Source organism: Chitinophaga sp. CCNWYY40 (assembly GCF_037483205.1).
Taxonomy (GTDB): Bacteria; Bacteroidota; Bacteroidia; order Chitinophagales; family Chitinophagaceae; genus Chitinophaga; species Chitinophaga ginsengisegetis.
On the sequence record NZ_JBBHLF010000001.1, the window covers coordinates 257,073 to 269,742 of the forward strand.

The following is a 12,670-nucleotide window of genomic DNA, read 5'->3' on the forward strand; positions in this document are numbered from 1 at the left end:
AAAAATGCCTTCCGGGAGCGTTATTAATGGTGCAAAGTTACCGGAAGATCGATTCGGTTTAATTGATACTTTTCAATTAAAAAATTGCAAAAAGTCACTTTTTGAGGGGCGGGGTTACCGGTTTCTGTTTTGGGGAAGGGCATAAAAAAAGACAGGTTGTAAATCATTTGATTTACAACCTGTCTTCTACGTTGGGTTATTCCACCCAATAAGTTAATGTTACAACAATATAACCATCCGGTCCAACTGCATCACTGCTGAGCGTAACGGTTGAGGAAACCGCTCCTTCCCAGTTGCCCGGATATGCGCCAAAAGTGTAGGTACCAGCCGGCAGGTTATCAAATTTATCTTCGTCTTCCTGTCCACCCGGGTAATAGTACACGCCGGTTGCTACATTTTTTGCCCAGTAACCGCGTAAACCGGTGCCGCCGGTAACCGGCGCACCATAAATGTCTGCCAGTGTAATCCGGACATTAAATTCCGTCAGGATTTTGTTGTTGGCTGCGCTGTTAATGGATTTTCCGGGAACAACGCAATGGGTTCCGCTGATTTCATCATTTCTGCCGGAAGTGGAGGTTGCATAGCTCTGTAATAAAAACAGCAGGGGCAGAAAGCTTAGAAAGATTGCTTTTCTCATGGGTTAAAATTTAAATGTTAGGTTTTCAAATGAGCATTTAAGTTAGAATTTTATTATTGGATGCTGTAAGATTTTATTGTTAAATCGGCAGAGCTGTTGGAGGAAGTTTGAGGGGAAATAACGAGGTTTTTTTAAGGAACGGCCCGCAATACTTTCTTAAGTATTGCGGGCCGTTCCTTAAATATAAATTAGTCAAACTATTTGCACCTTCAAACTAATATCCTTTTGTAGGTATCAGATTGGGGTTATTTCTCAATTCCGTACTTGGTATCGGAAATAAAAGTTCTCTTTCCGTTAGAACCGGCCCGTAAGAAAACTTATGACCTACATAATTATCAAAGCCTTTGGTACTTACGTTAAATGCTTTACGAAGACGTACCATATCGAACCAGGTGACGTTTTCAAAACACAGCTCATACCAACGTTCCCGCCAGATGGACTCCCGCAATTGATCTTTAGATAACCCCGCCAATGCCGGTAATTTTGCTCTTGTACGTACCTGGTTAACCGCTTCATATACTTTTGCGGCCGGACCGCTTACTTCATTAGCTGCTTCGGCGTACACCAGCAATATATCGGCGTAACGGATCAACGACCAGTTAAGATCGCTGTTGGCAGTGGTGGTTTGTGCCGTCACATCAAAAAGCTTGTATATAAAATATCCGCCCAGGTTTACCTTCAGGTTTCTGTTGTCCTGGTTGGTGAATTCGGTAAAAAAGAACTGACCTTCTTTGGCGCGCAGGTCTGCAGCATCATACGATTTTACAAAGTCGGCCGTGGCGTAAATGCCTCCTGTTTCGGCAGAATAGGCGGAGATATTCTTGTTGTAAGGAATAATGAGCGACTGCCAGGGGCCGGGAATGACCTGTGTTTTATATTGGATCATAAAAATGTTCTCTTCTATATTTTTCTTTGCCGGATTATGCAAATCACCGTAAGTGTCAAATAGCTTGAACTGTTTTGAATCCAATACTTCCCCTGCTTTTTTTGCTGCCAGGTCAAAGTAGGGAGCTCCTTTTTGTAAAGGGTAGCCGGCCATCGTGAGATACACTTTTGCCAGCAATGATTTTACGGCGCCCAAACTTACTTTTCCACTGGCATCTCTCCAGGGTAACCCGGCGTTCTCTGCTGCTGTTAAATCATCCACAATTAATTTGTAAACATCTTCCGGGGCTGCCTGCATGGGCCTTAACTGTTCCGACTTTAAATCAACAGGCTCAGTAATTAAAGGAATATTACCAAACATTTGTACCAGGTTGAAATAATACCAGGCCCGTAAAAAGTGAGCCTCGCCTAACAGGCTTTTGGCTTCTGCGGCGTCCATGTTAATGCCTGGTATTTTTGCGATGGATAGATTCGCATTACTGATCCCCTTGTAGTAATTTTTCCAGTAATTCTCTCCATAAGTGTTATCGGCTGTATTATGCAGGTCTTTTATAAAATAGCTGTTAACGGCCTGTCCAAGATCAGTAGCGGCCTGCCCGGTAGCAAATTCTGTCATGGTCCAGGGTGCGCCGTTGAAACCACCGTCCATAGGATCCCGTAAACTGGCATAGATGGCGTTTACGGAACTCCTGGCATGTTCGGGTTTTGTAAAATAAGTATCCTCTGTATAGTTGCTGGGATCTGTCTCATCTAAAAATTTCCGGCAACCGGTTATCCATAATGCACCGGTTGTTAATACCAGCAGTCCGAATCTTATTATTGTTGCTTTCATAGTTTTTCGTTTGAAGTTTGTTATGTATTATAACCCTACGTTAAGCCCCAGCATAAATACCCGTGGCTTTGGATAATCGTACAATGTCAGGCCCTGATCAAAAGGAGAGCTGGAGTTGGAAACTTCAGGATCGTATCCTTTGTACTTCGTAACCAGGAAGAAGTTCTGCACAGAGGCATATACCCTCAGGCGATTGAGTTTTAAAGAAGAAACTGTTGTGGAGGGAAACGTATATGCCAGTAGTAAATTACGGCCACGGATAAACGAACCGTCCGTTACTTTATGGCTGTCGTTATTAGTGGTGTAATACGCGTTGATAGGACGTATTTGAGCTATAGGCGTATTTTGGTTTGTTTCCGTCCAGGCGTTGAGCACGGTTTTATAACTATTGGCGATGCCTTGCCTGTCTTCGGCCGAATGTATACTTCTGTCTAATACATCGTTGCCGTACATAAACTGCAGGTCTACTGTCAGTGACCATGATTTATATTGAAAGGTGTTCAGAAAGGTGCCATACCCGTCGGGTATGCCTTTCCCGATGATGGTCCGGTCCAGATCATTTATGATGCCGTCGTTGTTGATATCTTTATATTTTACATCACCAGGTAGCATATTGTATTTCTTTGCCTCGTCAGCTTCCTTGCTGCTCCAGGTGCCGAGATGCACCCTTCCAAAGAAAGAGCCGACGGGTTCGCCCACCCTGATGATACCGTTACCGGAGGATATATCGCCATTGGCCAAAGCAAGTACTTTGTTTTTATTGATGGAGATATTGAAGGTAGTATTCCAGGAAAAATTATCGGTTTTAATGTTGGTTGTATTGATCCCAAATTCAACCCCTTTGTTTTCCATACTTCCTACGTTGGAGAAAATTTTATCACGTCCGCTGGTGTATGGTAATGGGGCATCCAGCAGCATGCCATCCACTTTTCTGCGGTATAGATCCAGTTCGAGATTTACCCTGTTGGAGAACAAACCGAGTTCAAGTCCGAAGTCGACCTGTTTTGTTTTTTCCCACTGTAAACCAGGATTGGCGATACGGTCAATACCAACGCCGGAATTGCGTGCGCCGTTGAAAATTACACTATAATTTCCCATGCCCGCAAGTGCCCTGTAGGCGGGTATTTCAGAGTTACCTGTGGCGCCATAGCTGGCACGGACTTTCAAGTTGGATATAGCGGCGATGCTTTTCATGAAATCTTCTTCCGTTACTCTCCAGGCAAGGGCGGCAGAAGGGAAGAATGCAAACTGGTTGTCAGTTCCGAATTTGGAAGATCCATCCAGGCGGCCGGTAAAGGTGACTAAATATTTGTTGCGGAAGCCATAATTGACACGGCCAAAGTAAGAGTTCAATCCATTCGCCGTTCCTACGGAAGACGGAGGTTGAGGACTGGAGCCTGCACCAAGATTGTAGTATTGATAGTACGAGTCGGTGAAGCCTTCTGTACTCGCCTGGTTTTCAAAACGGTCAATATGTTGCCAGGATACTCCCGCCATAGCATTTAAAGCATGCACTTTTGAAAACTGCCTGTTGTAGGTAAGGTAGTTCTCAAACTGCCAGGAGTTGTACCGGTTATTATTAATGAACGCATTTCCATTGTCAGAAATGTATTGCATTCCTTTTGCAGCAAAATAATCTTCCCGTTGATTAATGATATTGACGCCAATAGTCGATCTCAATTCCAGCCCAGGCGCCAGGTGAATGTTTGTATACATATTGCCAAGAAGGGTTTGTGTATGCAGAATGGAAATCCTGTCGGCAGCTACCCTTAGTGGATTATCGCCGCCCTCCATGCCGGGATAATCCCTGTTGCTGGCCCACGATCCGTCTGCATATCTTACGGGGATAATAGGCAGCGCTTCCAATACCTGGCGCATCATGGTGATACCGCCTCCATCAAGTTGGTCCACTTGTTTTTCCCGCTGATCCGTATAGCTCATTGTGCCACCAACCTTTAACCAGTCTTTTATCTGGCTGTCGTACACCACGCGACCGGCGTACCGGTCCTGCCAGGAGCCCCGTGCCAGTCCATCCTGGCTACGGTAGTTTAAAAAAGCGCCTATGCTTCTTTTTTCGTCACCATCCGTAAATCCAAGTTGATGGTTCTGTGTAAATGCTTTTTGGAATGCCTCATCCTGCCAATCTGTATCGTATAAAGGGTTTCCCTGTGAATCAAATAGTTTGGGATTGGTACGTTTGGTTTTTGGGTCGGTGTATTTTGTTCCCGTTGCCCATCCTACGGGATCATATTTTTGAGCGTTTGCATAAGCCAGGTCTTCTACTGCCAGAAACTCTTTTGCATTGAGCAGCTCCAGCTTCTTTGGCAACACGCCTATACTGAAGTCGGGATCATAGGTAATTCTTCCCCCGGCAGAAGTACCTCTTTTTGTGGTAACAAGGATCACACCATTGGCGCCCCTGGCTCCATAGATCGCTGTAGAAGAAGCATCCTTCAGTACTTCGATGGAAGCAATATCGTTGGGGTTGATATAGTCAATCGGCGTACTGCCATTTCTCAAACCCACAGGATTCAGTATCACACCGTCTATTACATATAATGGGTTATTGGAAACGCTCAGGGAACTGGACCCACGGATACGGATGTTGGTTCTGCCACCGGGCCTTCCTGAATTTGAAGATACGTTCACCCCGGATACACGCCCGGATAAACTCTGGTTCAACGAGGACGACGGACGTTCCTGCAGCGTTTCAGCTTTAACGGTACCAACCGCCCCGGTCAGATCTGATTTTTTAGTTGTTCCATAACCTACCACCACTACTTCGTCTATCTTTTTAATTTGCGGAACAAGTTTAATCAGCATATCCGCAGAAGTAACACTGACTTCCTGGGTAATATAGCCGATATAAGAAACGATCAGCACTGCATCGTCGGGAACGCCCTTAATGCTGAAGTTCCCGTCACCATCGGTTGTTGTTGCCTTATTGGCATTCTTTACTTTGATGCTCACGCCGGGTACGCCCACACCATTCTCTTCCAATACCTTACCACGTACATCCTTGAGCGATGGTGAAGGATAATTAAGCGTTGCCGGATTTTTTGCATGGAGGGACATTACTATTCCCATGAATAAGGCAAAGGTGGCATAAATGATTTTTTGGCGCAATGCTGGCATTTTAAAAATCACCGTGGAAAATTGTTTCATAGTTAAAATGTTATTAGGTTAATTTGATAGTATCCTATTATTCCAGAAACATTTGTTAAGTAACAGACAGATAGATGTGCCAGGGCAGTAGAAATGGCTGCCTGTGCTGATCATAACGTATTATAATGTGAGTGCTGATGTGGTCGTTGTACAGTGAATGCTATCTGAGTAATGTGGTTTTTTTGGTTGAATGCTTTTGTTATATCTATGTGGCTACGGTAATTATTTATATTGGTTAGAAATCCTAACAATATTAAATATACAAACTGAAACTTCCTTGTGATATTTTCGCTAAGTGATATAGTAAATTAACAGAAGAGCGTAAAACAGGAAGATGAAATAACAAGTCGTTTTTTTGTTACTTCTTTTCCATAGGATGCTCTTTAAGCAACTGTTCGGAAGAATAGAAGTCTTTTTTACTTTCTATGGCTTTCCTTATTTGTTTTACTTTTTCCGGCGAAACAGGCGTTCCCTTATTTCCGAACGAATTCCGGACGTAGGTTAACACGGCGGCAATCTCATCATCCTTCAGTAACCCGCCAAAAGGCGTCATGGGAACCTGGCCGGTATATTTTTTATTGTTTACCTCTATTGGTCCTAGGAGCCCTTTCATCACCAGCTTGATCAGCCGTTCATCGTTTCCTGTTACCCACCTGGAGCCGGCAAGAGGAGGGAAGCCCGAATCAGGAAGTCCTTTGCCGTCTGCCTGATGGCATGTTTTACAATATCCTTCTATGGAATAAATTTTCTTTCCCTGGTTAAACAGTGCGAGGTCTGCACCTTTCAGGTTTGTATTGGCACCTTTCTCTTTTCCCTTTTTCACGTTTTCGCCATTGAGATGTGCCACTGCGGTTTCATAGGCATGGATCATCCATTCATCCAGCGGCATTTTCTTTGCTTCTGCTAAAATGGGAAGACCTTTTTCCTTACCGATCCAGGAGGCGGCTACGATAGCCATCAGGCGTACGCGGCTGTTTTCATCTCTTGCTGCCTGCATTAACAGGTTTGCCTGGTCAGGCACCTGGTGCCCGGTATACCGCAACACCTGTACTGCTGCGGCTCTTGCATGATAATCTTTGGCTGTTAATACTTGTTTTAAAAGGGGCTGATCCACTTTATTCATTCCCCAGCTCACCCAAAGTCCTTCAAGCAAATGATGCTCATACCGCGGATCTTTTTTATCCAGATGGGATACCCAGGTTTGCAGTTTGGAAAGTACGGTTGAAACATCGCGTCCTCTCAGTTCACGGCGGGTTCTGTAGCGGGTTCTGTACTCCGGTAATTTAAGGTTCTCCAGGAGTTCTTCTATTGGTGCTCCCGCTATATTTGCGGGTTTCACCAGTGGTCTCGACGGATAAGTAATGCGGTATACTCTCCCGTGCGAGTGATCGCGCAACGGATCGCGTGCATTATGCTGCATGTGCCCGATCAGAATATTATGCCAGTCGATCACGTATAATGACCCGTCGGGGGCAAACTCCAGATCTACGGGGCGGAAATTGGGATCTCCGCTTACCAGCAGGTCCATGCGGTGATGACTTTTATAGCCTGTTCCATCGTCCTGCAGCGTATGTTCTTTTGTTCCGAGGAATCCTATGGTATTGTTGATGAGGAAGTCGCCCTGCACTTCATCCGGGAAATGCCGGCTGGACACAAATTCAAGACCGGATGTTGGCCGTACTTTATGTTTATCTTCTATCAGCTGGATGGATTTATGCGTAGCCTGACCATACCTGGGCAATACGGTTCCGGGGAGCATCCAACGCATATCCGGGCTGGATGTTTCTGCAAAGAATGGCTGTCCCCAGTCGTCGAATGCAATGCCCCAGGGGTTTGGAATAGAAAGCTGCGCAGTACGTTCCAGTTTTCTGCGGCGTGGGTCGTACCTGTAAAAGCCGCCGTTGGATGCGCGAATAGTTCCGTAAGAAGTTTCTATATGTGTATGAAGAAAGACACCTTCTCCTGAATAGATCGCTCCTGAAGGATCTACTGTAAATGCGTGACTGCTGTGATGTGTGTCATGATCGTCAAATCCACTGAGCAGGATCTCTGTTTTGTCTGCTTTATCATCACCATCTGTATCCGTTAACAATTTGAGATTGGTCCCCTGGGCAACATATACTCCTTCTGCTGCTATCTCAAAGCCGATTGGCAGGTGCAGGCTATCTGCGAATACCGTTTCCTTGTCGGCTTTGCCATCATTGTCGGTATCTTCAAAAATAATTATTTTATCATTGGGTTTGGCATCTCCGGGCTTATAGTGAGGATAACTCGGCATCACCGCCACCCATAGCCTGCCTTTATTATCAAATGACATCTGCATTGGCTTGGCCAGGTCAGGGAACTGCTCCTCTGAAGCAAAAAGCTCAACCTTGTACCCCGGTGGTACTTTCAGCTTACCTGTTGCTTCCTGCCCGCTGAGATACCGGAGACTCCCGTTTTTAGCAGGGTTATAGTTGGTTTTAACAGGTGGCAATACTTTGGTATTTTTATCGGCAGCCGCAATATCCATCTTCTCGCCTTTTGAAGCGGCCAACCAGATTGCGGTATCCCTGATCGCTGTCATCTCGCGGATTTTTTCTATTTCCGCAGGATAATTATCAGGTCCGTAAGGATCATACCGGCGACCAAATACATGTACTCCGTTTGGTATTTTATAGTCATTGAGCCACATCCAGTTTTTTTCCATTACAGCGTCGTGTACCAGCTTTCTGTTGGTTTCTGTGCTGGTGGCCACATTTCCAAAGATCTGGTCTGCCAGCAAACGTCCCAGCTTTTTATAACCTTCTTCATTCAGTTGTGAACCGTCGATGGTCAAAGGCTCCTTCGTATCCTGGTACCATTTTTTGGAAGGCGTGAATGCATCTACAAATAATACGTTATTACGGGCAGCCACTTCCTTCATTGCCTGGGTATACAAAGCAAGGTTTTCATTTTCTTTCCGGCCATCGGGGAGATCATATTTATCAGAAAGATTTTCGAAAGCAATGGGTGAAACAATGGCCAGTTGCGGTGCTGAGGCGCCATTGTATTTTTGCTTGAACGTCCATTTTATAAAGGCATCCAATTCGGCTTTATAATTATTCAGCCCTTCATTTCCATCAAATGATTCATTATAGCCGAAAAAGGCGATGATCACATCTGTTTTGAGCCTGGTGAGCCATTGATCAGGCGTTTCAAAGTGTCCTTCGCTCGGGCCTTCTATTGTTTGAACCTGGCTGTCCAGTACAGGACGGAATTTCTCTGCACCGGGAAATGCCCAGGGGGAGTTCCTGCCGGCGTGTGGCCGGAAGCCGGGCGTTTCGCCACCATCGCACATATTGCGGATGTGTAGTTTATACTCCGGGTAGCGGAGATACAGCTCCGTTTCAAAATTATCATAATTTATCATTCTCGATCCCAGGTTGTTACCGATCAGGGATATATGTGAGGTCCCGGAAATGGTAAGCGGAGTGGCTACTTCGGATTTACAGGCGTGTAGTATCATTATCGCCAACACCATGGGAATAAAAGACGTGTAAATGCCGATTTTTAATAGTCTGGGCATCTTAGATAAATTTAGCTGAATCAGGAAACGTGGTGTACTTATTTCGCTATGCGGTAGGGTACCTGTATATTCATTTTGCCTTTCCATTTTCGTGGAACTTTGAGGCCCAGCTCATAATGAATGGCATTGATCACAAGGCGCTGAAAGGGTTCCTGTCTGAAATCTTCAGGATGGCCCAGGGTTGTCATAAAAACCCGTCCGCCGAAAGCGTTGGTGCCGGTCCAGGCAACAGGGTTTTCAATAGCTTCTTTATCGGGATTAACCGCCTTTCCCATCAGTAACCAGGTAGAACCTTTCACCGGATAATCCGGTAAAACACGGTACAGCCATGAGCGGACATGGAAGTTTGTTGCAACGCCCGTGAGGATAGGATTGTTGGCTTGTTCAGGTATGATGCGTACATCCGTGCTGCTCTCGTGCCCGTAGTGGGTATGTTTGGCGGCGCCGCCCCATCCCGGAGGTGCGTTCAATGCAAACTCTCCGAAGGCATTCCATTTTTCACTGGCATGTCCTTCCGGAAAATGGAATGCATGAGTGGTGGTGCGGAACCCCATTACAGGCTTGCCGGATTTCAGGTAAGCATCTATATACGCAAGTTGTTCGGGAGGAAGCCTGCGCCAACGCAGGAAGAAAACTGCGAGGTCTGCGTGTTTTAATGCCTCGAGGCCCGGAATATTTTCTTCGCTGTTATAATCAGGAGATGATTTGAGAACGATCGTTTTCATGCCATAATCCTTCTCCAGTGCGGCGGCGATTAACGGCATGGTTTCTTCGCTGCTGTACTCATGATCACCGGTCACGAAAACAACCAGTGGCTTTTTTACCTCTTTGGAAGATTGTGCAAAGAGAAAGCCGGTGCATGTAATACTGGTGCTTACCATAAACAATAAGCAAACGCAAATTTTTTTCATTTGAACAAAGATTATTGATGACCGTTTTTATGCGATTCAACCCGGCTACTTATCAGTGCAACGCACTGCGGTTATATATGCTCCCAGGTTCAGGGTTCCTGCCAGTAAGCGCTGCTACTACATTATTGATGGTGAGCAGGCATATCTGCTGATAGGTGGCCGATGTAAGACTGCCGGTATGAGGCGTAATGATTACCCGCGGATGATGTACAATACCGAGGCTCTCAACGGGTGGCTCATCTGGTAATACATCTGCAGCAAAACCCGAAATCACCCCGGAATTTAATGCCTGTAATAATGCCGGATGGTCGATAAGCGCGCCTCTTGCGGTATTAATCAATAGTGAGCCGGGTTTCATTAAACGCAGTTGTTCTTCTCCTATGATCTTACCTGTTTCGTTATTAAAAGGAAGATGGAGACTAACTACATCCGAATACCGTAATACATCTTCCATCGGCAGATATTTATAAGGCAGGTCCTGGACAGATTTACTCCAATACAGCACCTCCATCCCAAAAGCTTCTGCAATCCGGGCTACACGTTTTCCTATATTGCCCATTCCCAATACGCCCAATGTTTTACCGTTCAGCTCATCTCCTGTATATTGATTGCGCCAGTTCCAGTTGTTTTGTTTCACCTGTGAAACCGATTCATACATATTGCGCATCAGCATCAGCATCAGGCTAAGGGTATGCTCCGCAATAGTTGCGGCATTACTGCCCGGTGCATTAATTACCATGATTTTTCTTACTGTTGCTGCAGCTACATCTACATTGTCCAATCCTACGCCACATCTGGCTACCACCTGTAAATGCGGAAAAGCGTCTATGAGCGGTTTATTGATCTGGCCTTTTCCTCTTGTAATGATGGCATGGATGTCTTCCTTGTTCAATACGTTGTTTAAGCTGGCTTCATCGTATCCTGTGAATACATTCACATGCTGCTGAAGAAAGGCGAATGCTTCATCTGCAATGGTTTCAAGCAACAATACGTTTTTTCTCATTTCTTGTGATATAAAGTGGCATCATCGGATCTGTATCCTCTGAAGTCATTTCTGTTTGAAACATACAACCCTTCTTCATAGAGTTCATCGGCAAGTATCCGGGAGTCGACTTCCGCTCCTGGTATGGAAGATATTTCCACGAGGTTGCCGGCAGGATCACGCACAAACATCTGCATGGCGCCGTCGGGCAGTTTTCTCACCTTTCCCCAGGGTTTTATATCAATTACATTGAGTTCTTTCATACGGAAAAAAAGACTGCTGAAATCATCTACCTGCACACAAACATGCCCACGGAAGGAAGTATGGTCCTCCCATTCGGAGATATGCAGTTGCTGCTCTTCGTTGAATTTGAAAAACATAACAGGGTAATCAAACCGGAAGGCGGCAAGCGGCTCCAGCCCCAATTCATGCTGATAGAAGTGACCTACTTTTTCCAGGTTGTCTACAATCAGCGTTACGTGATTAATTTTAAGTGCTTTGGCCATAAATAGTTATTTACAAATATCACTTCTAAACTTTTTGTTTGTACTGCCGTACGAAATCCCAGTCGGGGCTTACTCCTAATCCCGGGGCAGTGGGCGCCTGGATGGAGCCGTTTGTAACGGTAATCTGCTCCTTCACCAGCTCATACATCATAGGATTTCCTCCCAGTGAGAACTCAATGATAGTGGCCGAAGGCGATGCAAATGCCACGTTCAGCCCCGCCATAAAAGAAAAGGCAGAACCCCAGCAATGCGGCGCCAGCTCCAGCTGATGCACACTGGCGAGATGCGATACACGCACTGCTTCCGAAATACCACCAATGATAGCTGCATCCGGCTGTATCACATCAATTGCTCTTAATTCCAAAAGTGCATTAATGTCAAAACTGGTATATTCACTTTCTCCTGCTGCAATGGGAATATGTGTAGAAGCCCTTACTTCTGCAGTTCCTCTTTTATTATCAGGACTGATAGGTTCTTCAAACCAATACAGGTTACAATCTGCTACTCCCCGGCAAAATTGTTTCGCTTCCGGAACACTAAAGGTACCGTGTGCGTCGGCCATCAGTTTTACATCCGGACCTATGGCGGCTCTCGCCGCTTTTACTCTTTCAATACTGTTTTGTACTGTCTGGTCCATCACGCCAACACGCATCTTTACACTCCCAAACCCTTTATCTACATAGCCTTTCAGTTGTGCGCCAATGTTGTCTGCATCTGCCCAGCCACCACTTGCGTAGGCCGGCATCTTATCCCTGCAGGCGCCACCGAGCAAATCCATCACCGGAACCTGCAGCATTTTTCCTTTCAGATCCCATAAGGCGGTATCAATGCCGCTCATGGCTGATATGGTGAGGCCTCTTCTGCCGAGGATAGGGAATTTCCGCCCTCTCAGTAATGCATAGTGATCCCTTGTGCCGTTGTACATCTCCTCCCATAAACGGGAAATGTCTTTCACATGTTTACCCAATAAGGCAGGCTTCAGTTCATTTTCAATACAATTTACAATGGAAGCACACACGCCCGAAGATCCAACCGCTGCTTTGGCTTCTCCAAATCCCTGAAGACCGTCATCTGTAGTGATCACAACAAGCGTCATGTCAAAATTGGCCAACAATCCATAATCTGAAGTATGTTGTTTTTCTTTGGGAACCGGACAGCGCAACCAAAATGCCTCTACATTAGCTATTTTCATCTGTTAGCAGTTG

Annotated in this window: 8 protein-coding genes; all 8 read right to left on the bottom strand. The window is 45.6% G+C overall.

What is annotated here, in order from left to right; translation table 11 throughout:
- Positions 1–196: 196 nt before the first annotated feature.
- The 8 genes from V7S65_RS01055 to V7S65_RS01090 all read right to left on the bottom strand — a co-directional run bounded on the left by V7S65_RS01055 (position 197) and on the right by V7S65_RS01090 (position 12,657).
- A complete protein-coding gene (locus V7S65_RS01055; protein ID WP_336386509.1) occupies positions 197–637 on the bottom strand; it encodes a hypothetical protein in 441 nt (146 codons plus the stop codon).
- 214 nt (positions 638–851) lie between these two features.
- Positions 852–2,354 carry a RagB/SusD family nutrient uptake outer membrane protein gene (locus V7S65_RS01060; RefSeq protein ID WP_336386508.1) on the bottom strand — a complete coding sequence of 501 codons (1,503 nt, stop codon included), beginning with the start codon at positions 2,352–2,354 and terminating at the stop codon, positions 852–854.
- A gap of 27 nt (positions 2,355–2,381) precedes the next feature.
- Positions 2,382–5,519 (bottom strand): SusC/RagA family TonB-linked outer membrane protein, encoded by a 3,138-nt coding sequence (locus V7S65_RS01065; RefSeq protein ID WP_336386507.1) that lies wholly within the window; start codon positions 5,517–5,519, stop codon positions 2,382–2,384.
- A 358-nt stretch (positions 5,520–5,877) separates the two neighbouring features.
- Entirely contained in the window at positions 5,878–9,066 is a 3,189-nt protein-coding gene (locus V7S65_RS01070) for a PVC-type heme-binding CxxCH protein (RefSeq protein WP_336386506.1), read from the bottom strand.
- 38 nt (positions 9,067–9,104) lie between these two features.
- On the bottom strand, positions 9,105–9,977 hold the full coding sequence (locus V7S65_RS01075) for a ThuA domain-containing protein (RefSeq protein WP_336386505.1): 873 nt from the start codon (positions 9,975–9,977) through the stop codon (positions 9,105–9,107).
- Positions 9,978–10,029: 52 nt separating this feature from the next.
- Complete coding sequence (locus V7S65_RS01080; protein WP_336386504.1) at positions 10,030–10,980, bottom strand: 2-hydroxyacid dehydrogenase; 951 nt, start codon at positions 10,978–10,980, stop codon at positions 10,030–10,032.
- Positions 10,977–11,465 (bottom strand): VOC family protein, encoded by a 489-nt coding sequence (locus V7S65_RS01085; RefSeq protein WP_336386503.1) that lies wholly within the window; start codon positions 11,463–11,465, stop codon positions 10,977–10,979. The genes V7S65_RS01080 and V7S65_RS01085 overlap by 4 nt, the downstream gene beginning before the upstream one ends.
- A 25-nt stretch (positions 11,466–11,490) precedes the next feature.
- Positions 11,491–12,657 carry a mandelate racemase/muconate lactonizing enzyme family protein gene (locus tag V7S65_RS01090; RefSeq protein ID WP_336386502.1) on the bottom strand — a complete coding sequence of 389 codons (1,167 nt, stop codon included), beginning with the start codon at positions 12,655–12,657 and terminating at the stop codon, positions 11,491–11,493.
- Positions 12,658–12,670: the final 13 nt, after the last annotated feature.

Bases quoted from the DNA above. Each gene is read 5' to 3' on its own strand.
- V7S65_RS01060 (WP_336386508.1), bottom strand. From the start codon at position 2,354: ATGAAAGCAACAATAATAAGATTCGGACTGCTGGTATTAACAACCGGT.
- V7S65_RS01055 (WP_336386509.1), bottom strand. From the start codon at position 637: ATGAGAAAAGCAATCTTTCTAAGCTTTCTGCCCCTGCTGTTTTTATTA.
- V7S65_RS01085 (WP_336386503.1), bottom strand. From the start codon at position 11,465: ATGGCCAAAGCACTTAAAATTAATCACGTAACGCTGATTGTAGACAAC.
- V7S65_RS01090 (WP_336386502.1), bottom strand. From the start codon at position 12,657: ATGAAAATAGCTAATGTAGAGGCATTTTGGTTGCGCTGTCCGGTTCCC.
- V7S65_RS01065 (WP_336386507.1), bottom strand. From the start codon at position 5,519: ATGAAACAATTTTCCACGGTGATTTTTAAAATGCCAGCATTGCGCCAA.
- V7S65_RS01080 (WP_336386504.1), bottom strand. From the start codon at position 10,980: ATGAGAAAAAACGTATTGTTGCTTGAAACCATTGCAGATGAAGCATTC.
- V7S65_RS01070 (WP_336386506.1), bottom strand. From the start codon at position 9,066: ATGCCCAGACTATTAAAAATCGGCATTTACACGTCTTTTATTCCCATG.
- V7S65_RS01075 (WP_336386505.1), bottom strand. From the start codon at position 9,977: ATGAAAAAAATTTGCGTTTGCTTATTGTTTATGGTAAGCACCAGTATT.